The sequence below is a fragment of the Pseudarthrobacter sp. CC12 genome, assembly GCF_039907755.1.
In the GTDB taxonomy this organism is placed as follows: Bacteria; Actinomycetota; Actinomycetes; order Actinomycetales; family Micrococcaceae; genus Arthrobacter; species Arthrobacter niigatensis.
The window spans coordinates 1-25900 of record NZ_JARDJH010000031.1 but is presented as its reverse complement, the minus strand read 5'-3'; the positions used below and the strand labels follow the sequence as shown (position 1 = coordinate 25900).

At 64.8% G+C, this 25900-nt stretch carries 22 protein-coding genes; 13 read left to right on the top strand and 9 right to left on the bottom strand.

Annotated features, from left to right (window positions below):
• Positions 1-82 precede the first annotated feature (82 nt).
• Together PV772_RS17850 and PV772_RS17845 are read left to right on the top strand one after the other, a co-directional pair.
• Positions 83-1378 (top strand): hypothetical protein, encoded by a 1296-nt coding sequence (locus tag PV772_RS17850; protein ID WP_347887033.1) that lies wholly within the window; start codon positions 83-85, stop codon positions 1376-1378.
• A gap of 277 nt (positions 1379-1655) precedes the next feature.
• Positions 1656-2876 (top strand): aromatic acid/H+ symport family MFS transporter, encoded by a 1221-nt coding sequence (locus PV772_RS17845; protein ID WP_347887032.1) that lies wholly within the window; start codon positions 1656-1658, stop codon positions 2874-2876.
• A 102-nt stretch (positions 2877-2978) separates the two neighbouring features.
• On the opposite strand, the gene PV772_RS17840 is transcribed toward PV772_RS17845, so the two are convergent.
• Complete coding sequence (locus PV772_RS17840; protein ID WP_347887031.1) at positions 2979-3821, bottom strand: alpha/beta fold hydrolase; 843 nt, start codon at positions 3819-3821, stop codon at positions 2979-2981.
• A 535-nt stretch (positions 3822-4356) separates the two neighbouring features.
• Between PV772_RS17840 and PV772_RS17835 the strand changes: the two genes are divergently transcribed.
• The 4 genes from PV772_RS17835 (at position 4357) to PV772_RS17820 (ending at position 6454) form a co-directional block, all read left to right on the top strand.
• Complete coding sequence (locus PV772_RS17835; RefSeq protein ID WP_347887030.1) at positions 4357-5082, top strand: hemerythrin domain-containing protein; 726 nt, start codon at positions 4357-4359, stop codon at positions 5080-5082.
• 145 nt (positions 5083-5227) lie between these two features.
• On the top strand, positions 5228-5491 hold the full coding sequence (locus tag PV772_RS17830; protein WP_141161279.1) for a type II toxin-antitoxin system prevent-host-death family antitoxin: 264 nt from the start codon (positions 5228-5230) through the stop codon (positions 5489-5491).
• Positions 5492-5499: 8 nt separating this feature from the next.
• A complete protein-coding gene (locus PV772_RS17825) occupies positions 5500-5889 on the top strand; it encodes a type II toxin-antitoxin system VapC family toxin (protein WP_246839754.1) in 390 nt (129 codons plus the stop codon).
• 262 nt (positions 5890-6151) lie between these two features.
• The gene (locus tag PV772_RS17820; RefSeq protein ID WP_307362805.1) at positions 6152-6454 is read left to right on the top strand and encodes a YciI-like protein; all 303 of its coding nucleotides are present in this window, start codon (positions 6152-6154) and stop codon (positions 6452-6454) included.
• A 25-nt stretch (positions 6455-6479) separates the two neighbouring features.
• On the opposite strand, the gene PV772_RS17815 is transcribed toward PV772_RS17820, so the two are convergent.
• From PV772_RS17815 to PV772_RS17800, 4 genes are all read right to left on the bottom strand, one after another.
• The gene (locus tag PV772_RS17815) at positions 6480-6959 is read right to left on the bottom strand and encodes a nucleoside deaminase (protein ID WP_347887029.1); all 480 of its coding nucleotides are present in this window, start codon (positions 6957-6959) and stop codon (positions 6480-6482) included.
• 7 nt (positions 6960-6966) lie between these two features.
• Positions 6967-7467 (bottom strand): SRPBCC family protein, encoded by a 501-nt coding sequence (locus tag PV772_RS17810; RefSeq protein ID WP_347887028.1) that lies wholly within the window; start codon positions 7465-7467, stop codon positions 6967-6969.
• 183 nt (positions 7468-7650) lie between these two features.
• On the bottom strand, positions 7651-8532 hold the full coding sequence (locus PV772_RS17805) for a class I SAM-dependent methyltransferase (RefSeq protein WP_347887027.1): 882 nt from the start codon (positions 8530-8532) through the stop codon (positions 7651-7653).
• Positions 8533-8571: 39 nt separating this feature from the next.
• Positions 8572-9825, bottom strand: a complete 1254-nt coding sequence (locus PV772_RS17800) for a S8 family serine peptidase (RefSeq protein ID WP_347887026.1) — start codon at positions 9823-9825, stop codon at positions 8572-8574.
• 238 nt (positions 9826-10063) lie between these two features.
• On the opposite strand from PV772_RS17800, the gene PV772_RS17795 reads away from it, so the two are divergent.
• The 4 genes from PV772_RS17795 to PV772_RS17780 are packed head-to-tail and all read left to right on the top strand — an operon-like array spanning position 10064 to position 16797.
• On the top strand, positions 10064-11506 hold the full coding sequence (locus tag PV772_RS17795; RefSeq protein WP_347887025.1) for a DUF3375 domain-containing protein: 1443 nt from the start codon (positions 10064-10066) through the stop codon (positions 11504-11506).
• Positions 11503-12165 carry a DUF4194 domain-containing protein gene (locus tag PV772_RS17790; protein WP_347887024.1) on the top strand — a complete coding sequence of 221 codons (663 nt, stop codon included), beginning with the start codon at positions 11503-11505 and terminating at the stop codon, positions 12163-12165. Before PV772_RS17795 ends, PV772_RS17790 begins: the two co-directional genes overlap by 4 nt.
• On the top strand, positions 12162-15569 hold the full coding sequence (locus tag PV772_RS17785) for an ATP-binding protein (RefSeq protein ID WP_347887023.1): 3408 nt from the start codon (positions 12162-12164) through the stop codon (positions 15567-15569). The genes PV772_RS17790 and PV772_RS17785 overlap by 4 nt, the downstream gene beginning before the upstream one ends.
• On the top strand, positions 15559-16797 hold the full coding sequence (locus PV772_RS17780; protein WP_347887022.1) for a Wadjet anti-phage system protein JetD domain-containing protein: 1239 nt from the start codon (positions 15559-15561) through the stop codon (positions 16795-16797). Before PV772_RS17785 ends, PV772_RS17780 begins: the two co-directional genes overlap by 11 nt.
• Before the next feature lie 280 nt (positions 16798-17077).
• Here PV772_RS17780 and PV772_RS17775 read toward each other — a convergent pair whose 3' ends face one another.
• Positions 17078-18133: a 2,3-butanediol dehydrogenase gene (locus PV772_RS17775; protein WP_347887021.1), complete on the bottom strand. Its 1056-nt coding sequence runs from the start codon at positions 18131-18133 to the stop codon at positions 17078-17080.
• Between the two features lie 14 nt (positions 18134-18147).
• Complete coding sequence (locus PV772_RS17770) at positions 18148-19947, bottom strand: NAD(P)/FAD-dependent oxidoreductase (protein WP_347887020.1); 1800 nt, start codon at positions 19945-19947, stop codon at positions 18148-18150.
• A gap of 81 nt (positions 19948-20028) precedes the next feature.
• Here PV772_RS17770 and PV772_RS17765 point away from each other — a divergent pair, with 81 nt between their 5' ends.
• Entirely contained in the window at positions 20029-21402 is a 1374-nt protein-coding gene (locus PV772_RS17765) for a GAF domain-containing protein (protein ID WP_347887019.1), read from the top strand.
• Position 21403: 1 nt separating this feature from the next.
• Here PV772_RS17765 and PV772_RS17760 read toward each other — a convergent pair whose 3' ends face one another.
• Positions 21404-22024, bottom strand: coding sequence for a DUF4230 domain-containing protein (locus PV772_RS17760; protein WP_141161293.1), 621 nt, complete (start codon positions 22022-22024; stop codon positions 21404-21406).
• A gap of 159 nt (positions 22025-22183) precedes the next feature.
• Here PV772_RS17760 and PV772_RS17755 point away from each other — a divergent pair, with 159 nt between their 5' ends.
• The gene (locus PV772_RS17755) at positions 22184-23593 is read left to right on the top strand and encodes a hypothetical protein (RefSeq protein ID WP_347887018.1); all 1410 of its coding nucleotides are present in this window, start codon (positions 22184-22186) and stop codon (positions 23591-23593) included.
• A gap of 111 nt (positions 23594-23704) precedes the next feature.
• A complete protein-coding gene (locus PV772_RS17750) occupies positions 23705-23899 on the top strand; it encodes a hypothetical protein (protein ID WP_141161294.1) in 195 nt (64 codons plus the stop codon).
• Between the two features lie 29 nt (positions 23900-23928).
• On the opposite strand, the gene PV772_RS17745 is transcribed toward PV772_RS17750, so the two are convergent.
• On the bottom strand, positions 23929-25900 hold a 1972-nt coding region (locus PV772_RS17745; protein ID WP_347887017.1), incomplete at its 5' end, for a DUF4268 domain-containing protein.

The following is a 25900-nucleotide window of genomic DNA, read 5'->3' as shown; positions in this document are numbered from 1 at the left end:
TGCGCCCAGCCGCACTTCTGTCGGTTTGGACGGCATGCTGATCGGGCGGCGCAGTTTTCTGCAGTGGATAGGGTTGGGCGCGTTGACGGCTGGCGTGCCGGGCGTCCTCACCCCCGTAAGCGACGCCACTCCCGTGGCAGCTGACCCCTTCCTCGCCTACCGGAATGTACGTTTCGTGGCCAGCGGAGGCAACGACGCAGGCCCCGGCACGGAAGCGGCGCCCTGGCAAACCCTGGCGAGAGCCAGGGCTGCCCTCGAAACCGGCGAGGTTGGTCGAGGCGACGCGGTGCTCCTTCGCCGCGGCGACGTATTTGGGGGCTCGATCCAAATTCCGGCACCGCAGGGAACCGCCGGCAGTTTCACCCTCGGCTCCTACGGCAGCGGGCCCCTGCCACAGATCAACGGCTACAAGACAAGCACCAACGCCTGGACGCTGCACAGCCCCAACGTGTGGAAGCTCAACCTCACAGCCGGATCCGGACAATTCACCGGGAACACCGGCGGAACATCAACGGACGTGGGCTTTCTGAAGGCCGGCGGCACCATCCACGGCTGGAAACGCTGGAGCCTGGCCGACCTTGCACAGGACTGGGACTTCTATAGCGACGACACCTACGTCTACGTGAAGGGTGCGGCCTCCCCCGGCGCCGGTGTGGAGGTCGCCGTGAAGCAGGACGGCATCAGGCCTGCCTCCAACACCAACGTCTCGGACCTGCACGTGGTGGGCCACGGAGCGCACGGCGTCAACATCACCGCCACCCAAAACGCGCAGGTCACCGGCTGCCTGATCGAGGAGATCGGCGGGTCGCGGCTCTCAAAGACCGTCAGGTACGGGAACGGCGTTGAAATCTGGATTGGTTGTGCGAATGTTTTGGTCCAGGGCAACACCATCCGGCAGACCTATGACACCGCCACCACGATGCAGGGCAGCGCCCAGGGAAGCCACGTGGCGTGGACAGACTGCCGGTTCATCGGCAACACCATCCAGAACTGCAACCAAAGCCTTGAAATCTGGTCCAAGGGATCACCCGCACCCGGGACCGGACACATTCGGTGCGCCTTCACGGACAACGAATGCCACGACGCCGGCTTCTCCTGGGCCGCCAACATCCGGCCGGACCAGGCAGGCATGGGCACACACCTGCTGACCTATGACGTCCAGTTGCCCTGTGACGTGGAGATCACGCGCAACCGCTTCATCGGAGCAAAGGACAACTTTGTACGCTCCAGCGGCACTGCCAGGCAGCTTCCTGCAGGTATCAAGACCCACGGGAACACCATTTCGCTCAATAGCGGCCAAAAGATCGCCTTCATGAATCCGGAGACCATCGAGCAACTTGACGCATGGCGTTCGCGTACGGGCAACGAACGGGGATAGCCCCCATACGCCTCGGTTACGCCACTTGGGCCGCACCCTGAGGAGGACCGGAGGCCCGGTCGCGCTCGGCATACCGGGGCACCCACTGCGTTCGTGATTATGACAACCGCGGGCATATCTCTTTGCGCAGTCCCCATAAAGTTCGCTATTCGAACATTTGTACGTTTAATGAACTTCTTGGTAGCCTCCCATCAGTAAGCATGCCGTGGATCACTCCCCCTGGTGATAGGGCTCTCAGCCCGCATGCATCCCGGCTTCCCTGATCAATGAGGATTTCATGACCACTTTCCCCTCCACCCGCGCGTCCCGGTGGCCGGTCTGGCTTTGCTGGCTGGCCATGGTTTTGGACGGCTTTGACCTGGTGGTGCTTGGCACCGTCATCCCTACGCTCATCAAGACCGGCGAGCTTGGCTTCGACGCGGTCGGCGCCACTTTGGCTGCCACCATCTCCCTGGTCGGCGTGGGTCTGGGCGCCCTGTTCATCGCCCCGTTGTCGGACCGGTTCGGGCACCGCAAGCTGCTGGTTGCCTGTGTCCTGTGGTTCTCCATCTTCACGATCGCGGTCATCTGGGCCCCCAACGTGGCAGTGTTCAGCACTTTCCGGCTTCTGGCCGGTCTGGGGCTGGGCGCCTGCCTTCCGGTCGCCCTGGCCTACATGAACGATTACGCACCTGCCGGCTCCGCCGGCAAGTCCACCACCCGGACCATGACCGGCTACCACGCAGGCGCTGTGGCCACGGCTTTCCTGGCACTGATGGTCATCCCGGACTGGCGCACCATGTTCGTGGTGGGCGGCATTGCCGGCCTGGCGCTGGTGCCGCTCCTCTGGTTCAAACTCCCCGAGACCCTGCCGGCAGAACGGGACGCCAAGAGGCAGGAGCAGGGCAGTGTCCGGGACCTGGCGAAGAAGCCGTACCCGCTGGTGGCGCTGGCCATCGCTGCGGCCTCGTTCATGGGGCTCCTGCTGGTCTACGGCCTGAACACCTGGCTCCCGCAGCTCATGGCTTCCGCGGGCTATCCCGTCAGCGCCGGCATATCACTGCTCCTGGTCCTGAATCTCGGCGCCGTCGCCGGCCTCATCATCGCCGGCATCCTGGCGGACAAGCACGGAACCAAGCGGATCGTGCTGCTCTGGTTTGGCCTGTCGGCCGCGTGCCTTGCCCTCCTCAGCGTCAAGGTTGACAACGCCATCCTGCTGAACGCGCTCGTCTTCATCACAGGGGTGTTCGTCTTCAGTTCCCAGGTGCTGGTGTACGCCTGGGTCAGCCAACTCTTCCCGGCGCGGCTGCGCGCCACGGCCCTCGGCTTCGCCGCCGGCGTGGGCCGCGTGGGCGCCATCGCCGGACCTGCCGTGACCGGCGGCCTGGTTGCCGCCGGCATCGCCTACCCGTGGGGCTTCTACGCGTTCGCCGCCGCGGGCGCCCTGGCCGTCGTCGCGCTCGTGATGGTACCGCAGGTCATTTCCGCGCGGAACCCGGTGCAGGAGCACGCCGGCTAAACAAACGCAGCCCGGGGCTTCAGACACCAACGACGGCGGGTGGCCGGTTTTTCGAAGCCGGCCACCCGTCGTCGTACTGCTGGTTGTTGTGCGCCTGGTGCGCTAGAGGCAGACGGGCTGGAATGCCGGGTCTGCCGGACCGGTCGGCTGGGCCAGGGCGTTGCCTACCAACTGGTGGACCACAGGATCATTGGGCGTTTGGTCGTGTTCAATGACGTCCGCCGGGCACTTGTCCTGGATGGTGATGTTGGTGACCTGCCGGGCGGAGCCGCTGAGGTACTGGCTGTTGTACGGGATGACAACCTCGTCATGGGTGGTGGAAATGATCGTGTAGGCGGGGCCGGCGACAGTATCGCCGATGGAGTTGAGCTCCTGCATGAAGGGCGATCCCGCCTGCTGGTCCGCGCAGGCCGCACAGCCGGCTGCGGTGTAATCGGGCGTGGGCACCATGTCCGGCGGCGGAAGGATCACGCCTTCCGTGCCGTGGTTGGACGGCGCGATGCCGACAAGCTGGTGGACGTACTTGGCGCCACCCAGGAAGCCCATGTAGTACCGGGGCATCATGCCGCCCTGGCTGTGGCCCACCAGGTCCACCTGCTTGGCGCCCGTAGCGGAGCGTACGGCGTCAACGAACGGTGCGAGTTCCTTTGCGGAATCCTTGACCGGAGCCGTGGCATAAATACCGTTGGTTGCGCCGTAGTTCAGGGCGAAGACGCAGTACCCCTGGCTCTTGAGGTAGGGCGACATGGTGGACCAGTTCTTCTCCATGCTCTCGAAGGTTCCCGGAACCAGGACCACCGGATACGGATGTGCCGCTGACGGTTTGCAGGTCCAGTCGTTGGCCCCGGGCGGGGAGACGTCGACCGCCTGGGCGGGAGCGGCCACCAGGGATGAGGCCAGGAGTGCCGCGGCGGCAACTGACAGGGCTCGGCTTAGGAATGACATGGAAACCTCTTCGTTTGTCTGTCTCTGATGCGGCCGCTGCTGATGGTCTTGGGGGTGCCCATCAGTTCCGGCCGTGGTTTTCCATGCTGGCAGCAGCTGGCACTCCTTCGCAGCGAAAGTGCACGAACGTGCGGGGAAAAGGCGGGATCACCAGCACTGGAGGTCACTCTAAATGTGACCTGAAGCACTCGTGTTGTTACTGGTGGGTAGCACTTTTTGGCTCTTCAGGCCCGTGGACGCCCGCTCAGCAGCGGCTGCACAAACGTGCATTTGGGGGCGCGGGCCGAGAACGCCGGAACGGTGCCAGCCCGCCGTTCAGTTCCGGCGGGCTGGCACCATTCCGGCGACGTCGGCAGAGCCCGCGCCCATCAATCGCAGCGCTCCCACCCCGCGTGCCGCCGTCGTTGGTCCTCCTCGGCTGCCGCGTCCTGTGGGGCAAAGCCTTGAGCTTTTCCTGCATTGTTTGCGGCTGGGCGCGGGGATACCATGCTCGCGGGGAGGGGCCTGGTCTCGCACGACGAAAGGGGCCATCCCCATGACCGATTTCTTCACGATGCAGCCCGGTGAGACCGCCGCTCCCCTGCCGCCCGGGCCGGTCCTCTGCACCGGGACCGCGGCCATGCGCCGCATTCACCGGTTCTTCCTGTGGGCCTACGCCGAGGCCCCGGGCCTGGTGCGGTCCGTCGCTGCGGGGGATGCGGCCCGCGCCGCGTACGTTGGGGAAGTTTTGGGAAACTTCGACATGGTGCTGCACGTCCATCACGAGGGTGAGGACCTGCTGATGTATCCGCCGCTGGAGCAGCGCGCCCCCGGCTGCGTCCTGCACATCGCGCAGATGCTCGAGCACCACCGGCAGGTCACCCAGCGACTGGAGCGGATCGAGCCGGTGCGGCTGCGGTGGATGCGGACAGTGGACGCCGCCGACGCATCAGAGCTTGCCGCGCTGTACGAGGACCTGAAGGCGGTCCTGGACGTGCACCTGCGCCGCGAGGTCACCGAGGTCATGCCTGTGGTGGACCGGGTGATGACCGAAAAGGAAGCCGCGGCGGTGGGACAGCACGGGATCGACAAGTTCGACAAGAAGTTCATGGTGGCCTACCTTGGCATGGTGCTGGCCACGAACCCGCCGACGGACCGCGTAGAGCTGTTCAAGGAAATCCCGCCGCCTGTCCGCCTCGCGTACAAGCTGGTGGGGCGGCGGATGTACCGAAAACAGTACGCCAAGCTGTTCCCGGGCCGGCCCATCCCGGAGACACTGTAACGCCGGTCCAGGGCTGGGGGGACCGGCGCGGCACGCCTTGGCCACGCCCAGGCGGACCCCGGAAGCGATCGTCGAGGGAGATAGGGCTGCCACGAGGTCGGGCGGCAGGCAAGGGCCGATGCTACGATTGCTACGGAGGTTTGCCATGACAACGATCCCCCATCGTGAGCTGCGCAACCAAAGCAGCAAGATCCTGGAGCGGGTGAAAAACGGTGAAATCATCGACGTCACGAACAACGGTGAAGTTGCCGCTACGCTGATACCGCCCGCAGCTTCACCCTTTGAGCGTTTACTCCGATCGGGTGGTGTCCGGGCGTCCCGGGGCCCCGTTGATTTCCGATCGATCCCCCGGGCAACGCTCGCCACCGGCACCGCCGAAATTCTCGACGATCTGCGCGGCGACCGTTGATCCTTTACGTGGACACCTCGGCTGCCCTCAAGCTCGTGGTTGAGGAAGCCGAGTCCGGCCCAACTGCGGAATTCCTGACGGCGTCGGCCGCAGAGGGCGCCCTCCTGGTTGCCTCGATGCTTCTCTTCACGGAACTCCATTGCGCGGCCAACCGCCGGGGCCTGCCGCCGGAATTGGTCAACACCGTACTGGCCGGCATCAACCTCGTGGACCTGGTTCGCTCCGACCTCACCTATGCCGCTGCACTGCCGGGTAGGTTGCGGAGTGCCGACGCGATTCATCTCGCAGCCGCGATAAGGCTTGAGGTCGATGAGTTGGTGGCCTTCGACAAGGAGCTCCTGAGTGCGGCAACCGCGGCAGGGCTAAGAAGTCACAGCCCGGGCGCCGAACCCCACTAGCTTGGGCTGGTAGGGACACCACTCCCAGCTGCGCGTCAGACCCAGGCGGATCTGGGTGCGTGAGTCCGCCTCGGCGTCATTGCCGGCTGGTGCGGCATTGACGAGCAGGCGGGCTCGCCTCGGGAGAGTTGAACCACGACGGCGGCAGCATCCGCTCACGTGCGCCGTCGCCTTGGCTGAGGTGCCAGGGTTTCCGCCCAGCACACAGCGGGTACGCTGCTTCTACAGCGAACGAAACCACTAACCAAACGGAGGGCCACCCATGCACGCCGTGCTCGAATACACCTACGCCGACAACTACCTTGAGTCCCGCGAACAGTACCGCGCAGACCACCTGAAGGCAGGGTGGGAAGCAGTGGAACGCGGCGAGCTCCTGCTCGGCGGAGCAGTTGGCGAAGACCCCTTCAAAGGGCTGCTCATCTTCACCGGCGGGAACCCGCTCGAGGCCGCCAAGGCGTTTGCCACCGCAGACCCCTACGTCATCAACGGCGTCGTGACGTCATGGACCGCGAACCCGTGGACCACAGTTTTAGGCAACGAAGCCGCCTCACCGGTCCACCCCTAGTCCTCCGGGTGCTACAGGGCCTGACCTACTCGGCGATGTCCTCGGCCCACAGCTCCGGCTTGTCGGCCTGGAACGAGCGCATCATGTCCACGCAGCGCTGATCATCCAGGACCACCACCTCAACCCCACGTGCGCGCAGGAGGTCCAGTTCGCCGTCGAACGTTCGGGCCTCCCCCACCACCACACGGGGGATCTTGAACTGGATGATGGTCCCCGTGCACATGGCACACGGGGCCAGCGTGGTGTAGAGCGTGGTGTCCCGGTAGCTCTTCTGCCGGCCAGCGGCGCGGAGGGCTGACATCTCGCCGTGCGCGATCGGATCGGCGTTCTGGACCCGTTCGTTGTGCCCGCTGGCGAAGACCTCGCCGTACCGGGCGATCGCAGCCCCGATGGGGATGCCACCCTCGGCCAGGCTCTTCCGGGCGGCCTGGTAGGCGGCCTCGAATGCGGGCAGATCGGTCCTGTCCAGCGCCGGCGCGGCGGATTCGTGCTGTTCGTGGGTCATGGCGGCTTTAGGTCCTTACTTCGTCGTGGGCGGTGATGGACTCGGCGATCCGTTTGATTGCCGCGAGTGTTGCCGGGATGCCGTCCAGCGCCTGCTGGGTGCGGTCGGCGATCTGGGCGTCAGCGTCAGCGCCGTATTTTTCCCGGAACATGGCTAGACCGTCGGGCAGGAATTCCCAGGACTCGGTCAGGACGGTTCCGGCAGCTGCCGGGGAGAGGGTGAAGCCCCAGCGGACATATTTGCCGCCCACCACCCAGGCGAACTCGCGTCCGCGGTGGGCTGCCACTACCTGCGAGCGGGTTTCCCACGTCCGGTGCGGGAGCTCGTTCCGCCCGGTGAACCATGTGCCGGGCTGGCCGGCGTCTGCCTCGTCGTCCCACCAGCACGCCTTGCAGACCGGGCTCCACTCACCGGTGCGGGTGACGTCGGAGACCAGGTCGTAGAGGGTCTCGGCGGATGCGTTGACGGTGACGGAGGCCTGGTGGTGGCGGATGCTGCTCTGGTTCATGGCTCCATCCTTGCAGACGCCCACTTCTCCTGCCGCCGTGCCACACATGCTCCCGGGCCGGGATAGAACGCGGCGCGGAAGCTGGAACGACGACGGCGTGACTACCTTCCGCCGTCGGCCTCGGTCAGCGTGGGCGAGCGTCAGCCGCTGCCCTGAGCCCCGGGCCGGAGCGGGTGCTTCCGGTCAGTCGGCTTCGGCTGAGGCGTTTGGCGCGGCTTGCGTGCCATTTTCCCCAGCCTTGGTGAGCGTGAAGATCCCGTAGCGCATGGCACCGGTGCGGTAGGCCAGGATCAGGCGGGGAATGCCGGGAAACGAGTTGCGGTTGCGGGACCGAAGGGCAAGCCGGCGCATCTCGGGATCCACAAGCAGGGCCTTCACAAGCCGGCGAGCGCAGATCGGCCAGGTGCGGGCGACGCGGCGGCTGACATCCTCATAGCCGGTGACCTCAAAGCCCGCGTCCGTTGCCATCGCCTCATACTCCTCACGCGTGCCCATCGAGGGGAGACGCCCCTCGCGGCAGATCGGCTCGAGCAGCTGGCGGACCTTCCACCCGCGCGCATCGGTCTCGGCGAGCCAGGCACAGATGACGAACCGTCCCCCGGGGGCCAGCACGCGGTGCGCCTCGGCGAAAAACCGGGACTTGTCCACCATGTGCTCGCTCGACTCGATGGCCCACGCGGCGTCGGCCGAGGCGTCGGCCAGCCCGTTGTCGAGCCAGTCGCGGACCCGGATGTCCACGCCCGGTACGGGGTGCTGGGCGGCATAGCGGGCCTGCTCGGCGGACAGCGTGACGCCGATGACACCGACCCCGCGCGTCACCGCGAGCCGCCGTGCCGTGGAGCCATAACCGCAGCCGATGTCCACGCACACCTGGCCCGGCCTGATGCCCAACCGGTCGCCAACAGTATCCACCAGCGCCTCGACGGCCTGGGCAGGTGTCTCGCGGCCCGTCGTCCACAGCCCGTGGTGGACATGCTCGCCCCACACCCGGCGGTAGATGGGATCGAGCTCGTCGTAGTGATCCGCCACGGCCACAGCGTCCTGGGAGATATCGGGGACGATCACGCCCTGACCCTACAACGGCGCATCAGAGCGAAGGAAGGGTCAACAACCTGTTGCCCCGACCGCCCTGCAGGCGTTAACCCTCCCGTGGGCCCAGTCACTTCCGATGGCGCCAACTGTGTCGGTGGTGGATTCCACCTTGGCGCGGATGTCCGAGGCGGTGCCTCCGGGGTTGGTGCTGCGGGCAAGCGCGGCGACTGCAGCAACAATCGGTGAGGCCATCGAGGTTCCGCTGCCGATGTCGTATCCCTGGGAACGGTTGTACTCCCTGGCGAGGACGAACTTGTGGTTGGGGAAGGTGGAGTAGACGCTGACCCCGGGCGCTGCCACGTCCACCCACGCGCCATAGGTGGAGAACGACGCCTTCGTGTCGTTGTTGTCCGTTGCCCCCACGGCAATGACGTTCGGGTAGGCTCCCGGGTAATTCGTGCTGGTGTTCCCGCCGTTGCCGGCCGCAGCAACCAGTACCACGCCCGCGTTCCAGGCGTTGTTCACCGCGGTTTCCAGGGTGGTTGACGCGCCCACCGCCAGGCTCATGTTGATGACCTGGGCGCCATTCTTGACGGCCCAGTTGATGCCGTTCGCAAGGCCTGAGCTGGACCCTGCTCCGGTGTCGCTGAGGATTTTGCCGGCCAGGATGCTGCATCCCGGGCACACTCCGGCCACGCCAATGCCGTTGTTGGCGGTGGCCGCGACGATCCCGGCGACGTGTGTTCCGTGCCCGTAGTTGTCGTCGTTGCTCCTGGACGTGGTGTAGTTGGCCCGTGCCACCACCTTCGGGGTGATGTCGGGGTTGTCCAGGGCGACGCCCGAATCGAGGACAGCCACCCTGATTCCCGTGCCGGTGGTGACGGTCCAGGCTTCCACGGCGTCCACATCGGCGTCAGTGGTCCCCGCGGGAACCGTCACCGTACCATCAGTGTTCGTGAATGACTGGCCCCTGTTCTGCAGTGCGTACTGCCGGGGAAAGTACGTGTCGTCCGAGGCCGGAGTGACCACATAGTCCGGTTCGGCGTATTCCACCGCGGGGTTCCGGCCCAGCGCTTCGACCAATTGCAGCTCCTTCCCTGCGGGCACGGTGATCAGGTGCGCGCCGGTGCTGCCGACGTCGGGCCCGTCGGTCAGCCCGTGCGATCTGAGGGCGCCCGCAGCGGCGGCATTGTCGCGGAACTTAACCAGGATCTGCCCTGCCGTGATCGCCGGCGTGGGTGCGGCGTTGCCCGGGACCACCGCGCCCAGCAGGCTGCCAATAACCAGGAGAAGGGTGGCGAAGCTCGCCAGCACAAGCTTTTTCATGGGGCTATCTTCCGCGCACACGGCACGGGTGGATAGGGGGAAAGGCCCTTGATAAGTTTCCGGCCCGCGCGGGGGGTGGCAGGCAGGGCAGGGCAGGACGGACGACGGCGGCACGTGCGTCCCGCCGTCGGCCTTCCACCGCCCCCCCAGTGCGTCGTTGACACGCTGGGGTGAAGGTTGTCGGGGGTGTCGCTTAGAGTAAAAGCCGACGACGTGACGCACCAAACACGGGACCCCAATGGACTTCTACTCCATCAATTCCCTGCGGGAGAACCATGCAGGCTGGTCACTGCTCCGTGCCCAGAATGCGCCGCTGGCACTGACGTTTTTCATGGCCGCGTTCACGGGTCCGAACCAGCGCAACCTGGGCCGGCAGGAGTTGATCGATGTCCTGGATGACGTGCTGTTCGGCCTCCGCGACAGCGAAGGCGAGGACAGGTTTCCCCGTCCCGCAGGCGAATACCTTGATGACTGGGCGGCCGACGACCGCCAATGGCTGAGGAAGTACTACGTCCCCGGCGAGGACGAACCCCATTACGATCTCACGGCGGCTGCGGAGGACGTGGTCCGCTGGGTGGAGAACCTGCGTGGACGGGACTTCGTCGCAACCCAATCCAGGCTCACCAGCATCTTCGCGGTCCTGAAGCAGCTGGTGCAGCAGTCCGAGACGGACCCGGAGGTGCGGCTCGCAGAGCTGCAGCGCCAGCGGGACGGGATCGATGCCGAGATGCAGCGGATCCGCGAGGGCAACATCCGCGTTATGACCGGCCCGGAGGCATTGGACCACTTCCAGCAGCTCACGGCCCTGGCCAGGGACCTGCTCTCAGATTTCCGCGAGGTGGAGCAGAACTTCCGCAAGCTGGATCGGCAAGTCCGCCAGCAGATCGCTACGTGGGACGGTACGCAGGGTGAACTGTTGGAGTCGATTTTCGACAACCAGCAGGACATCAGCAGCTCCCTCCAGGGGCGCACCTTTCAGGGGTTCTGGGACTACCTGATGTCTCCCCAGCTCCGGACCGAGCTCCAGGACCTCCTGCAACAGGCAACCCACATCGAAGCCCTGGCCAACGCGGACAGCCTGAACGCGCTGGCCAACCTCCACCAGGACTGGCTTCCCGCCGTTGAACAGACCCAGGCCACCGTCCGCCAGCTTTCCCAGCAAATGCGCCGGCTCCTGGACGACAAGGTGTTCCTGGAGAACAAACGCATCATGCAGCTGATCCGCCGCATCGAGTCCGGTGCGCTGGGCACCCGGGAGGCGCCGCCGTCGGGTGCCTTTATAGAGATTGACGCCCCATCCGTGGACGTGGTGCTTCCCTTTGAACGGCCCCTTTATGAGCCCAGCCGCAAAGTGCTGGTGGACGATGCCGTGGAAACGGCCGACGACGCCGAAGTGGACGCCTCGGCCCTGTTCGGCCAGTTCTTCGTGGACAGGGCACGCCTGCAGGCCAACATTGACACCATTCTGGCCGAGGCGGAGCAGGCCACACTCGCCGAAGTCACGGCAGCGTACCCTCTCTCCCAAGGCTTGGCGGAGGTGGTGGCGTACTACCAGCTGGCCACCGAATCGGACTGGGCCACCATCAACCCGGAGCAGTCCCAGCGCCTGTCCTGGCAGCTGCCGGACGGCTCCATCCGCGAAGCCACCATCGAACAGATCATTTTCGGAAGGCCGGCATGAACGTCCCAGCCCCAGCTGACAGTGAAGCCCGCACGCCGGAGGAGCTTCCGGCCGTCGTCACCCGGCTCTTCAAGGGCGTGCTGTACGCGGAGAACGACGAGAAGCTGTGGCAGTCCCTGCTCGGGCTGACCTCGCACGTGCGCGACTACGTGGCGGTGCTGGGCCTGGACCTGTTGCTGGACGAGTCTGAGGGTTACGCGTTCCTGCGGTCCAAGGATGATCCGGACGGCACGCTCCCCCGGCTCATCGCCCGCCGCTCCCTGACCTTCAACGTCAGCCTGCTGCTGGCCCTGCTCCGCCGGCGCATGATGGAGTTCGACATCAACAGCAGCGAGGTCCGGCTCATCATGAGCGAGCAGGAAATCGCGGACATGGTCTCGGTGTTCCTGCCCGAATCCAGCAACGAGGCCCGTGTCCTGGACCGGCTGGGGGCTGACATCAAGAAAGTGGCGGAGCTCGGCTTCCTGCGCAAGCTCAGGGGGCAGACGGACACGTACGAGGTGGCACGGATCCTGAAGGCGTACGTGAATGCGCAGTGGCTGGAAGAGTTCGACGCACGGCTGGCTGACTACCGCCGGACCCTCGCCGGCGAGCCGCCCGCCTCTACGGAGCAGGCCAAGGCAACCGAAGCCGCACGCACAATTGGGGAGGACCAGTGACCACGGATTTGGGCACGGACCTGCAGGAGAGCCTGTTCAGTCTGGATGAAACAGCTGCCGACGGCGGCACTCCCCCGGGCTTCCGGCTGCACCGCCTGGAGTTACTCAACTGGGGCACCTTCCATCAGGGGGTGCGCACGTTCCGACTGGACGGGGCGAACAGCCTGCTCACCGGCGACATCGGTTCGGGGAAGTCCACGGTGGTGGATGCGATCACCACACTGCTGCTTCCGGCGCACAAAATCGAGTACAACAAGGCCGCAGGGGCGCAGAAGAAGGAACGCTCCCTCATGTCGTACGTCCGGGGGTTCCACAAGAGCGCCCGGAGCGCCGGTGGAGAGTACTCCAAGCCGGTACCTTTGCGCGCCACCGGCCAGCTGACGGTGGTGCTGGGCATCTTCCACAACGCCGTGCTCGGCAAGTGGGTCACGCTGGGCATCACGTTGTGGGCCACCCAGGAGGCGGGGCAGCCTACCCGGTTCTACTCGATCGCGGAAGCGGACCAGACGATTGCGGCGGACTTCAGCAATTTCGGCCAGGACCCGCTGAAACTGAAGAAGAAGCTGCGTGCGGCCGGGGCGTCGGTCCATGATTCGTTCGAGCCGTACTCGGCCGCCTTCAAGCGCCAGTTCGGGATCAGCGGCAACCAGGCCATGGAGCTGTTCCACCGCACGGTGTCCATGAAGCAAGTGGAGAACATCACCTCGTTCGTCCGCGGCAACATGCTGGAGGAGGACGACGTCGCCGCCCGGATCACTAACCTGATCCACCACTTCGACGACCTGAAGAAAGCCCACGACGCCGTCCTCCGGGCCAAGGACCAGATCGCCCTGCTGACACCCATCAAGGAAGGCGCCGCACTCCATGCCGGGCTGACCGCCGACGACGAGCTGGCCCGGAAACAGCGTGACCAGCTGCATCCGTGGTTCACGGAGCGGAAACTGCAGCTGAGCCTGGAGCACCAGGCCGAGCTGGAGCGCACCGGTGTGCGGCTACAGGAAGACTGGACTCGGCTGAACGGCGAAGTCAAGCAGCTGCGCCGGGACCTGACCGGAGTGGAGGAGGACATCCGCACCAACGGCGGCGGACGGCTCGCCGCGATCGATGCCGAGCTTGCTGCTTTGGCCGCCAAGTCCGCCGAGCAGAAACAGCGGTTCAACGCCTACTCGGCCGCGGCAGCGGACCTTGGCCTGCAGGCGCCCGAGGACCGTGTGCTGTTCGACGCGAACCGTGCTGGGCTCGCCGGGGTGGAACAGGACCTGACTGTCCAATCCGAGGCGCTGCACGAAGAGCGCACCACGCTGTCCATCCAGCAGGCAGGGCTCAATACCAGGTCCGGGGAGATCAAAGCAGAGCTCACCAGCCTGCAGGCCCGGCGCAACCTGATTCCGCTCCCCCAGCTGGATATCCGCCGCCGGCTCTGCGAAGGCACCGGGATCACGGACATCGACCTGCCCTATGCGGGCGAGCTGCTCAAGGTCCGCGACGGCGAGGCCGGCTGGGAGGGCGCCGCCGAGCGGACCCTCCACGGGTTCGCACTCTCGCTCCTGGTCCCGGCGGAGCACTACGCCGCGGTCAGCAGCTGGGTGGACGCAAACAACCTGCGCGGCCGGCTTGTGTACCTGAGAATCGGGGAGTCCTACTCGCCCAAGGCCGCCGAGCCGGGCACGCTGGCGGCGAAGATCGCCATCAAACAGGGCACCCCGTTCCGGGACTTCCTGCAGGACGAGCTCAGCAGCCGGTTCGATTACTTCTGCTGCGAGAACCTGGCCGATTTCCGCCGCTACCCTAAGGCGCTGACGGCCAACGGCCAGCTCAAGGGAGGGCGGGGCCGGCATGAGAAGGACGACCGCAAGGACCTGGCGGACCGGCGAAACTACGTGCTGGGCTGGGACAACCATGACAAGGTCGCCGGGTTCCGCGCCGACCTGGACGAGGTCCAGGGCCAGCTGAAGGTTGTGGCCGGGCAGCTTGACCGGGTCAATGGGCAGCTGGGGGCGGTGGGCCGGCACTACCAGCAATTGGGCACCGTCCGTTCCGTCACGGAGTTCGGCGAGATCAGCTGGCAGGTTACGGCCCGCGGTATCGAGGACCTGAAAGCGGAGAAGCGGGCCCTGGAAACCACCAGCGACGTCCTGCAGCAGCTGATGGCCAAGCAACAACAGGTCACGAAGGAACTGGACCGGCTGGAAGAGAAAGCGGGGAAGCTGCGCGAGCGGCTCGGCGCGAACGAGAAGGAGGCAAGGGACATCGCCGAGGCAATCGAGGAGTGCCGGGCCATCCTGGTTGACACGCCGGTGACGGACGACGCCGAGGTGCTGGCCGCCGTCGAACGCCTCACCGAAACAACGCTGGGGGACAAACCGCTCACCTACAAGAACACCGCCGCCGTGGAAAGCACTGTGCGGAACGGGCTGACGGACACCATCGACGCGCTGTCGAAGAGGATTGCCCGCGCAGCGGAGAGCACCGTCACCAAGATGGCGGACTTCCGCCACAAGTACCCGAACGAAACCACCGACGTCGACGCCTCGCTGGAAGCCGCGGCGGACTACAACCGGCTGCTGGAGCAGCTGGTGGGCAACGACCTGCCCCGGTTCGAGAACCAGTTCAAGGACCTGCTGAACCAGAACACTATCCGCGAGGTGGTGGCGTTCAATGCGTTCATGGACAGCCGGCGGCAGAACATCATTGACCGGATCGGCGAGATCAACCAGTCCCTGTCAGGTATTCCGTACAACACGGGGCGGCACATCCAGCTGGAGCATCAGGCCACATCGGACCAGGACGTGCGGGAGTTCGGCAGCGACCTGCGGGCGTGCTCGGAGGGGACCATCGGTGGGATGGACCAGTACTCCGAGCAGAAGTACCTGCAGGTGGAGCGGCTGATCGACCGGTTCCGTGGCCGGGAAGGCCTGACGGACCTGGACCGGAAATGGACGGCGAAAGTGACCGACGTGCGGAACTGGTTCACGTTCTCGGCGTCGGAGAAGTGGACGGAGACCGGCGAGGAATACGAGCACTTCACGGATTCGGGCGGCAAGTCCGGCGGCCAGAAGGAGAAGCTGGCGTACACCATCTTGGCGGCGGCCCTGGCGTTCCAGTTCGGGCTGGGGTCCGGCAAAGGCGCGGGCAGGAACGCCGGCAGCGGCAGGAGCTTCCGGTTCGTGGTGATTGACGAGGCGTTCGGCCGCGGCTCGGACGAGTCCGCCCGCTATGGGTTGGAGCTGTTCCAGCGGATGCAGCTGCAGCTGCTGATCGTCACTCCCCTGCAGAAGATCCACGTCATCGAGCCCTTCGTCTCGCACGTGGGCTTCGTGGCGAACATCAACGGTGACGATTCCCAGCTGCGCAACATGACCATCCAGGAGTACCGCGAGGAGAAGGGCCGGCGTGGCCACTAAGGCGTGGACCACGCTGGCGGACCTGAGGGCCCTGTCGCTGAAGGCGTGGAACAGCGGTTCACTCCTCCGGGAGCTGCTGGAGCCCAGCGGACTGTACCCGCGCCGTCGTCCGTTGAAGCGTCCGACGGCGGCAGAACTGCTCAGCGACTACGCGGCGGTCCGCGCGTGGGCAGGTGAGCTTTTTTCCGGGGCAGGTGCCTATTCATTGGAAACGGTAGAGACCGGGCGGCGGACTGTGGGGGCCAATTCCCTTCCCGGCGCGGCTGTATTTGCCACAGTTGAGGACGAGATCGGCTTTGTTGGGAAGGCGCGGGAGGTCGGCGTCTTCCGGTCTCTGGCCGAGGGGCTGGCCGGACTGGATCCCCAGCTGGTGGACTGGGCAGCAAGGCGGCCGATGAAGCTCCTCGAACTAGGTCCGGCGGCCGTGACTGCGGCGCGCGTAGCATTGTGGCTGCGGGACAACCCGGCGCCCGGTTTCTACGTCCGCCAGTTGGGCCTGCCCGGGGTGCACACGAAGTTCATCGAGCGGCACCGGCAGGTTATTGACCAAATGCTGGCAACCGTCGAGCCTTCTTCCCGCGATCATGAAATGTCCGCAGCTGACGACGAGCTGGAGTCCTCGAATCATGATGCAGGACTCGAAGACAGCGCGGGAAGGACACCTGCGGCGAGATTCGCACGACGGCACGGGTTCCTGCACCCTCCGGAGTTTGTGAGATTTCGTCTGCTGGATCCTGAAATTGACCAGTTCGGTGGGGCGCGGGACATCACATTGACGGCCGAAGCGTTCGGCGGGTTGCGGCTGCCGGTGGATACCGTCATCGCAACGGAAAACCAGGTCAATTTCCTGGCGCTTCCCGACCGTCCAGGGACGCTGGCACTTTTTGGGGGCGGGTACGGATTCTCTTCCCTGCGGGACGCCGCCTGGCTCCGTTACTGCCGGGTTCTCTACTGGGGCGACATTGACACCCACGGCTTCCGGATCCTCGACCAGCTCCGGGCAGTCCATCCGCACGTGGAGAGTGTACTGATGGATGAGCGCACCCTACTTGCACACAGGGATGCTTGGGGTAAAGAGGAGACGCCCTCGAGGGCGGCGCTTGCGAGGCTGACGGCGGCAGAAGCGGCGCTCTACGAATCCCTGGGGAACAGCACCTATGGCTCGAATATCCGTCTGGAGCAGGAACTGATCAGCTGGTCCTGGGCGCTCAAAGAGCTGAGGGCCTGAGTCCTTATCCCGATTACCGGGCCACGCCGAGAAAAGACAGCGAGCGACTGCTCCACAGCCACCATCGTTTCCGAATTCGTAGCGGCTCACGCCGGCCAGTCTTCTGAATCTGCTCGACGAAATCCTGGTCGTCTGTAATGCGGTCGGTGGCTGCGACGGCGCGCGCCTGGCGCTGGGTTGGAGCACGGGGCCTTCCACCAGAGCGAAGGGGAAGGGCGACGGCACCACGTGCGTTCCGCCGTCGTCCTTCCTTCCATGCCAAGTGGCTGCCTACCGGAACCTACGGGTGCACCAGCACCTTCACCGCCGTGTCCTTGTGGTTGATCAGGGTGTCGAAGCCCTGCTCCACCAGGTCCTCCAGCGCGATCCGGCCGGTGATGAACGGCTTGAGGTCCACCTTGCCCTCCTGCACCATCTTGATGACGGCGGGGTGGTCGCGGACGTAGGCGATGGTGCCGCGCAGGTCGATCTCCTTGAGCACCAGCTTCTGCATGTCGACGGTGGCGGGCGCGCCCCAGATGGACACGTTGACCACCACGGCGCCGGGCCGGACGGCGTCGAGCATGGTGTCCAGCACCGCGTTCACGCCGGCGCATTCAAACGCGACGTCGGCCCCCGTCCCGCCGGTGAGCTCCCGCACCCGCTCCGGCACGTTTTCCTGACTGGGGTCCAGGACGTGGTCCGCCACCCCGCTGGAGGTGGCCTTCTCCTTGCGCGCCTGGGTGAGTTCGCTGATGATCGTGGTCACCCCCATGCCCTTCAGGACGGCGGCGGTGAGCAGGCCAATGGGCCCGGAGCCGCCGACCAGCGCCGTGTCGCCCGCCTTCACGCCGCTGCGCGCCACCGCGTGGTGCGCCACGGACAGCGGCTCGATCAGAGCAGCCTCGTCCAGCGGAATGTCCCCGATGGGGTGCACCCACCGCTGGTCCACCACGATCTTCTCGCTCAGCCCTCCCCCGCCGCCGGACAGCCCGATGAAGCCCATCTGCCGGCACAGGTGGTAACTGCCCGCCTGGCACATGTCGCAGTCTCCGTCCACAAAATACGGTTCGACGACGACGTTGTCCCCCTTCGCCAGGCCCGTCACCCCTTCGCCCACATCGGAGACAGTCCCGGAGAATTCGTGCCCCAGGGTCACCGGTGATTCCTCGTGGGACAGCGGGTGCGGGTGCCCGGGTGCCGGGCAGAAGATGGGCCCTTCCAGGTACTCGTGCAGGTCGGTGCCGCAGATGCCGCACCACGCCACGTCGATCTTCACCGCCCCGGGCCGGAGTTCCGGCTCCGGGATGTCCTCGATGCGGATGTCCTTTTGTGCGTGGAAACGTGCTGCCTTCATGATGGGTTCTTCCTTTAGCGGGTGTGGTGGCTTGGCTGCAGTTCGTACACCGGCGTCTCCAGCCCCTCCATCCGGGCCTTGAGCTGCAGCGCCAGGTAGGACGAGTAGTGCCGGCTCTGGTGCAGGTTGCCGCCGTGGATCCAGAGGTTGGGGACGTTGGTTGGTTTCCACATATTGCGCAGCTCCCCCTCCCACGGACCAGGGTCTTTAGGCGTGTCCGAGCCGTATCCCCAGCACTTGCCCACGCGGTCGGCGATTTCGGGCGAGACCAGATCCGCCAGCCAGCCATTCATGGACCCGTAGCCGGTGGCATAGACAATGAGGTCCGCCTCCAGCTCGGTGCCGTCGTCCATCACCACGGCGTTGCCGGTGATCTTGGCGACCTGCCCGTTCTTCAGCTTCACACGGCCGTCGATGATCAGCTGGGAGGCGCCGACGTCGATATAGTAGCCGGAGCCGCGCCGCAGGTACTTCAGGAACAGGCCGGACCCGTCCACGCCGAAGTCCAGCTCGAACCCGGCAGCCTCCAGCTGGGAGTAGAACTCCGCGTCCCGCTTCGCCATCTCCTGGTACACGGGCACCTGAGCCTCCGGCAGAATCCGCATGGGCAGCGACGCGAACAGCAGGTCCGCCTTCTCGGTGGTCACGCCGTTGGCAAGTGCCTTCTCCGAGTACAGGTCCCCCAGCGCCAGGTCCATCAGGGATTCGCTGCGGGCGATGTGGGTGGAGGAGCGCTGCACCATGGTCACGTCGGCGCCGTGCTCCCAGAGGTCGGCGCAGATATCGTGCGCTGAGTTGTTGGAGCCGATCACCACGGCCTTCTTACCGGCCCAGTCCCCGCCGCCTGGGTGCTGGGAGGAGTGCCGCTGCTCCCCCAAGAAGCTCTCGGCGCCGTCGAACGCGGGGATGTTCGGGTAGCCGGAGACGCCCAGGGCGAAGACCAGCTGCTTGGGCCGCAACGTCACAGGCGACCCGTTGCGAAGGACGCTGACCGCCCATTCCTGCGTGCCGTCGTCGTACTCCGCGCCCACGCACTCGGTGCCGGACCAGTAGTTCAGCTCCATGATGCGGGTGTAGTGCTCCAGCCAGTCGCCGATCTTGTCCTTGGCGGCGAAGACCGGCCAGTCGTCCGGGAACTTCAGGTACGGCAGGTGGTCGTACCAGACGGGGTCGTGCAGGTGCAGGGACTTGTAGCGGTTGCGCCAGGAGTCACCCGGGTTCTGGTTCTTCTCGATCACGATGGTGGGCACGCCCAGCCGCTTGAGCCGCGCCGCGAGGCCGATGCCGCCCTGCCCGCCGCCGACGATCACGCAGTAGGGCTGCTCCTCGTAGCCCAGCCGGGCTTCCTGCTCCTCCTTGAGTTCCTTCCAGGAGCGGCGGCCACGGATGATCTGGTGGGCCACGCCCTGCTCGCGTCGGGGGCCCTTCTTCTCTTCGAAGCCCTTCAGCTCCTGCATGGTGGTGAGCAGCGTCCAGCATTTGCCGTTGCGCAGCCGGAGGTGGCCGTAGCCGCGGGCGGCGCCGGTTTCGAACGTGATCCAGGCTTCCACGGTGCCGTCCGGGCCGGCGCTGCCTGTGGCGTCCTCGGCGAGCGCCCAGTTGGCGGGCTGGACGTGGTCCAGCGTGGCCTGGAGCATGCGGCGGATGTCCGTCTTGCCTTCCAGGGTTTTCAGGTTCCAGGTGAACGCCACGAAGTCGCGCCAGTAGCTCTCGTCCTCGAAGAGGTCCAGCGCGGCGTCCACGTCGCGGCGCTGCAGCGCGCCGTCCAGGCTGGCCAGCCAGGCCTGCGCGGCGGCGGTGGGTGTTTCGGTCATCTCCACTCCTTTGTGTGCGGTCCCTCAGGTGGTCCGGGCGGCCCCCTCCCGCCGGTGTCCCTGCGGTATGCTGGGGCGGGCGTGAGCTGCATCACTATTGGAACGCGGCGGGGGTTACAAGCGCGTTACACGGGCACTGCCGGCAAGGACGCCGGCGGTGAGGAGGAGACGGTGGACTACGGCTTGAGGTTTTCGGACCCGGCGAAGTACGCGCGTGCCCTGCGCCGGGCGCACGAGCTGGTCATTGCCGGTGTCCCGCGCCCGGAGATCCCCGTGCCGCTGGCGGAGTCGTGGCGGCGGTCCATGGCGCTGGGCATCAGCCCGGACCAGCACAGCCCGCGGCACCTGCACGATCCGTCCGAGGTGGTTCAGCTGCGGCGGGAGCACCGGCTGCAGCAGGTGATGCCTGCGCTGCAGGACCTGCTGGCCGACGATTCCAGTTCCGGCCGGCACCTGCTGGTGCTCACCGACGCCGGTGGCGAGATCCTGTGGCGGGTGGGCAGCCGGGAGGCGCTGCGGCGGGCGGACCGGCTGGAGTTCTCCGAAGGGGCGGACTGGTCCGAGGCGGGGATCGGCACTAACGCCATCAGCGAGGCGCTAGTCACCGGCGGTCCGGTGCAGCTGTTCTCCGCCGAGCACCTGGTCCGCACCCACCACGAGTGGGCCTGCACGGCGGCCCCCATCAGAGACCCTTTGACGGGCGCGTTGCTGGGCGTGCTGGACGTCTCCGGTCCGCTGGACACGATCAGCGCCGATACGCTGCGGATGGTGCGGTGCGCGGTCCGGGTGGCGGAGTCGCTGCTGGGAACGTCCGACGGCGGTGCCTCCCAGGATACTTCGTCTTCCGCGGGTGCGTCCCGGCCGAGTCCGCGGCCAGATATTGCGGTGGCTTCGTTGGAACTGCTGGGCGACAAGCCTGCCGCGGTGCTTGCCGACGGCAGCCGGGTGCCACTGACGCTGCGCCGGGCGGAGATCCTGGCGCTGCTGGATTCGAGGTCGCAGGGCTGGAGCGCCGAGGAGCTGGCGTACGAGCTGCACGGGGATGCGGGCACGCCGCAAGCCATCCGGACCGAGATGTTCCGGGTGCGGTCCATGCTGGGTGGTGCGGTGGAGTCGAACCCGTACCGGCTGGCCGCCGGGCTTGTTGGTTGTTCGGATTCGGGGCGGGTGCTGCGGCTCTTGCGCGCCGGGCGGGTGGCCGAGGCGCTGGAGGCGTACACCGCTCCGCTGCTCAGCCGGTCCGGCGTCCTGGCGGTGCAGCTGCTGCGGGACCAACTGGATTTTGCTGTTGGTTCGGCCGTGCGGGCCAATGGGGATGCCGGGCTGCTGATGCGGTGGTTGTCCATGGACATGGGTGCTAGGGATTTCGAGGCAGTGGAAGCGCTGGGACGGCGGACGGGTCGCGGAGATGCGCGGTACTTATCGTTCCTCGCTTCGCCCGCTCTCGGCCGTTGATCTAGCCTGCTGTATCCCTCTCAAAGGAGACCTCGTACCCGAGCGACCCGAACAGACCAGTCAGCATGCTCTTGGTATTTTCACCCGCTCGCTGCCGCAGCTCAGACTTCTCGGCAGCGTTAGCCATATCCGATTCGGCGAGGAGATAGAGCTCTGCCTGCTGAGGTGCCGTGAACGCATCTACAACCCGGTCAGCGATGCCACGGTCCTGGCTGTAGACATAGGACCGTTCGTGGTCGATGTTGGGCTTATCGAGCTGCGGCTCGGGTAGTCGCAGCGTCACCGACTTGCCATCGGCAGACACCGTGAGGTCCTCTTTGGTGAGACCTGATAAGTCGACATAGGCATTGACAGTGCCAGCGGCCACAAAGAGCGTACGTCGTCCTGCGATAAAACCAGGCAGTCCGCCAGTGTCTTCCCTCTCGTCCAATAAGAGCTGAAAATCGCCGACCGCCGCGTGGTATTGGCTTACGTTTCTAACGGACTTCAGAAGAACGCTTCGCTCGCTCTTGCTCGCTAACGGACCGAATCCAAGCATGGTTGCCACGAGCAGCGCAGCGAGAAGCAAAGCTACCGCAGATGCAACGACCGCGACCGGTTTGAATGATCTGGCTTTGGACATTGGACCCCTTTTGCCGTGAAACGGCCTAGGTTCCGTTCCTCTTGGTTGCCTTCCAGATTGCTGTCTGGCTTATTCAGCCTCAGTGTAGTGGGACTCACCCATCAGGACGGTGGCGACACTTTCAGGAAACCCGCTCTCAATGTGGGACGATAACGACCGATGACATTTGAGCAAGGACCACGTTCTCGGATCCTCGGCACCGATGCTATCGCCGTCCAGGGCGGCTTCACTTTCAGGAGGGGACAAAAAGTGACTACTGACTGCAAAACACTCGTGCCGGTATGGACACTCGCTACAGAAGCAGTGGGCGTTTCTGACGTGCTGGGCAATGAAGGCCTAACGCCGGCTCGTCTGGCCGAGCTGAGAACGGTTCTGGCAACCCTGGCGAATTCCCCCATCGCAACGCTCGAGATGCATGCAATGCCGGAGACCCGCGACCGCAAGGGCGGCCTACCGCTTGACGTTGCAAGTCCGCTCGCAAAGCAACTGGCGCAGCTCGTAACGCAAACCGCAAAATCCGCTCCCCCCAAGGTGAACGTGGCCGAAACGGGAGAGGTACTTTACCGGTTGGTGGTGCCCGCCAAGCTTGCCGCCCAGGCCGGGCAAGGACTCGTTCGTCCTATGGCCGCCAAAGGAGTTGCAGGGGCTATTCATGGTTCCCTCGTGAACTCGACCGGAATCGTGGGTGCCGCTACATTCGTCCCTGTCGCAAGCGGAGCCGCAGCTGCAGGCACCGCCGGTGCGGCAACTGGTGCGGCAGCTACAGCCGGCGTGGCGGTTGCCAGTGCTGGAGCCCTGACGGTAGCCGCGCCACTTGTGCTGATGGCCGTAGCCGTTAGCGTCAGCGCACATGCCGAGCACCAGCGCCAGGAAGCGATTGAGCGAATCACTGTCCTCTTGGAGCAGTTGCACGAGGACAACCTCGATAAGGAGCGCAACGAGTTGGACGGTTGCCGTGAAGCGATCGACAAAGCGACCTCGATCCTCCTTGACCAGGGCCGGATCGGTTTTTCGCTCGGTCTAGATTCTTCCGTGCATGGTATCAACACCGCTATTGCGGCTACCCGTAGGCGGCTAAAGAAGTGGGAAGCTGCACTGGATGCCCTGCCCGGCGGCGCAGTCGAAGTTGGCGAACTAAAGAAGTCATTTCCCGGCATCACCGAGGAAGGCGGCACCTTCCGGGCGCAGTTGGAAATTGCCCGGCTAGCCGTCGCTCTTAAACGCCGGGTGCTTGTGCTTCAAGCAGTCGAACACGCCCAGCAGGACAAAGGCAATTCGTTCAAAAATTTCATCGGGGCGCTTCATGCCGACGGACGCAGCACCGACGAGTTGGAGTCGGGCATCAACCAGCTTCTGCTTCGACTGTCTGCCCTCGAGGTGAAGCGGGACGGCGGTTTCCGGCTTCCCGCATTTACGCCCGGCGAGGTAGACCAGCTGCTGCAGGCCGCATATCGACTTCGTGCTTTGGGAGACGGTCTCCAGGTAAATGACCACCGGGACGACGTCGCAATTGAGATTGAGCGGAACAGCGACGGGTCGCTCGTAGTTTTCCCTGCGGTCCCCGCCTAAGGTGTCGGTGCGCAGAGCGCTCATCGGTTTTGTGCACGTTTACCTGATAAGAACAGCCATCGCAGATATGGAGCAGACCATGGCCGGCAAGCAGACAAAGCCGCAGCCGCGATGAAGGACGTCGGACAAAAGGCTAAAGCCGCCACTACCAGACTTTACGTTCTCGCCAAGGACCCGGAGATGCAGGCCAAGGCCGAGAAGCTGCTTGTGGACGGGAAGAGAATTTATCGTGCAGCAACAAGCCCTGAAGCCAAAGAGACCTACCGCAAGGTAGCGGCAGTAATAGACAAGATGCGGAAGGAGTAGCAACGGGCACGAGCCCTGCTAGTTCATGATCAACCTTCCGGGGACTGTTGCGCCAGGTCCGGTTCCCACTCCAAGACGAGTTGCTCTTCCCCGACCCCTTGCAGGTCTCGGTTTTGCAGGTACTTTGCCAATACCTGTGCAAACTTGTCGGCCCTCGTCACGAGCCATTCCACAAGCTCCTGAGACTGTGCTTCATCAAGGAAATCACCGGGCCGCCTGCTGACAAGCTTGGAGGCCTTGCGGTCGGGCTTGTCGTCCCACTCCACCTCAAACCCTAGAGCGGCTTCGATAGCGGTGCGCTGGGCAAGTAACTCCCCGTAAAGACCCTTGTCGTTATTGATCCAGAATTGCGCGGTTACGAGCTTGCTCTGCGAGTTAACCGAAAGCGAGATGACAGCACGGGAATCCCCCAGGCTCACGTCGTACCAGTTTTGTGGTGATGGTTTACGCCACGTCCTGATGTTGATTGCATTAGCGAGCCCGAAGTTTCGTACTCGCTCGAAGAAGTCCAGCTGTGCGTTCTTCAGCGCCACGTTGTTTCCCGCGCGAGCCTGACCGGTCACCCTATTGCGTCGTGCAGAAATCACATTCTCGTCGACGTCTAGACCTGCCGCGTTAGCAAGCTCCTCTGCACCCATAAATTGGTCGCGATCCGCGCGTCCTTCAGCATCGAATCGAATTCCTTCCTCCTCGAGAACCGCCCGTGGGTCATCATTGCGGCCGGGCTCGAGCCAGCGGAAACCAGGCGAGATGGTTCCGCCACTTTGCAGGACTCGCCAGGCGTTCGCTATCGGATAGCTCGCAAGTATTCCGGCCAGTGGTTGTGGCCAGGTGTTCGCCACGATGGCGACATCCCCATAGGAGCTCCATCGGCCGGCCGGGATCTCCGCTACGACCGCAGCAATTTGGCTCCGCAGAGCTGACGGCTCCTCGCCCACAGCAATAATGCTTTCGTCAGGGCCTGGCCATAAATCGATGATCTTCTCTGCCAATTCGGAGCTGCGCGCGTTGATCTCCTTGGCACCCCATGTTGCGTGCGTGGCAATCGCTTGATTCATCGAAACGCCGCTCTTAGCCAGCAACTCCCGCTTCTCGTGGAACGGCTTGTTGCTGAGCTCGCTATTGTACCCACTGAGAGTCAGGTTGCCAAGGGTGTGTACGACGCGCTCATGCTCGTAATCAATGTCTGCGTCTGCGTCGAAACCCTCTGCGAACGCTTCCCGTACGGGCTCAGTCATAGTCTGGGGCAAGACATGCTCGATGGTCAGGTGCCTTGGGTCAAGGTCGACGATCTCCTTCGGGCGGTAGGCTTCTTCAAGCCACTGCAGGATCAGCTTTTTCTGTGTCCCACGGCCCTGCCAGTAGAAGGCGACAGCCCGGGCAGCCTCTCGGACCTGCTGATCGGTTGCAAAGTATTTTCGACCCTGGGACAGGTAGTCGCGTAGTGCCTTGTCGATGTCCTCGGCACCACTGATCGCACCAACAGCTTGGAGCAGTGTCCGGTTCAGGTTGGCGGTAGCGCGTCCGATGATGATCCGCCGCACGAAGTAGGACTCGAGATAAGTCAACGCGCGAACCACTTGGTCATTGGCAGCGGTGCCGGCGGCGCGTCGGGCGAGGATCTGCATGACCACGGGATACGCAGTGGTCGAACCCCACGCCTTGATTCTGGTGAGGCGCCTGCGAATCTCGGTATGTCTCTCCTCCGCAGGGTTGAGAATCGTAGCGAGCACGTCGCCCAATCGGGCTATACGAACTACCTCAGCCTCTACCTCGTCGATGGTCTTGAGTTTCTCGAGCCGCTTTTGCTGTCCTACGTATGTATCAGACTGTTTTGCCCGTTCGTCGCGTTGAGCGAGATCGAGCCAAAACAACAACTCGAGGTTTTCAGAGTCAAGCTTTTTCTCTAGTGGAAGCCAAATATTGGCAGATAGCTTTTGTTGGAACTGCTGGTCTGGGTAGTTGGTACTGGGGTTCCGGGAAATTGGTACCGGCCCTTCG

Excerpts from the sequence above, each read along its gene's own strand:
- PV772_RS17775 (WP_347887021.1), bottom strand. The coding sequence starts at position 18,133 with ATGAAGGCAGCACGTTTCCACGCACAAAAGGACATCCGCATCGAGGAC.
- PV772_RS17840 (WP_347887031.1), bottom strand. The coding sequence starts at position 3,821 with ATGTCATTCCTAAGCCGAGCCCTGTCAGTTGCCGCCGCGGCACTCCTG.
- PV772_RS17830 (WP_141161279.1), top strand. The coding sequence starts at position 5,228 with ATGACAACGATCCCCCATCGTGAGCTGCGCAACCAAAGCAGCAAGATC.
- PV772_RS17755 (WP_347887018.1), top strand. The coding sequence starts at position 22,184 with ATGACATTTGAGCAAGGACCACGTTCTCGGATCCTCGGCACCGATGCT.
- PV772_RS17760 (WP_141161293.1), bottom strand. The coding sequence starts at position 22,024 with ATGTCCAAAGCCAGATCATTCAAACCGGTCGCGGTCGTTGCATCTGCG.
- PV772_RS17795 (WP_347887025.1), top strand. The coding sequence starts at position 10,064 with ATGGACTTCTACTCCATCAATTCCCTGCGGGAGAACCATGCAGGCTGG.
- PV772_RS17845 (WP_347887032.1), top strand. The coding sequence starts at position 1,656 with ATGACCACTTTCCCCTCCACCCGCGCGTCCCGGTGGCCGGTCTGGCTT.
- PV772_RS17800 (WP_347887026.1), bottom strand. The coding sequence starts at position 9,825 with ATGAAAAAGCTTGTGCTGGCGAGCTTCGCCACCCTTCTCCTGGTTATT.
- PV772_RS17770 (WP_347887020.1), bottom strand. The coding sequence starts at position 19,947 with ATGACCGAAACACCCACCGCCGCCGCGCAGGCCTGGCTGGCCAGCCTG.
- PV772_RS17835 (WP_347887030.1), top strand. The coding sequence starts at position 4,357 with ATGACCGATTTCTTCACGATGCAGCCCGGTGAGACCGCCGCTCCCCTG.
- PV772_RS17790 (WP_347887024.1), top strand. The coding sequence starts at position 11,503 with ATGAACGTCCCAGCCCCAGCTGACAGTGAAGCCCGCACGCCGGAGGAG.
- PV772_RS17810 (WP_347887028.1), bottom strand. The coding sequence starts at position 7,467 with ATGAACCAGAGCAGCATCCGCCACCACCAGGCCTCCGTCACCGTCAAC.
- PV772_RS17750 (WP_141161294.1), top strand. The coding sequence starts at position 23,705 with ATGAAGGACGTCGGACAAAAGGCTAAAGCCGCCACTACCAGACTTTAC.
- PV772_RS17815 (WP_347887029.1), bottom strand. The coding sequence starts at position 6,959 with ATGACCCACGAACAGCACGAATCCGCCGCGCCGGCGCTGGACAGGACC.
- PV772_RS17820 (WP_307362805.1), top strand. The coding sequence starts at position 6,152 with ATGCACGCCGTGCTCGAATACACCTACGCCGACAACTACCTTGAGTCC.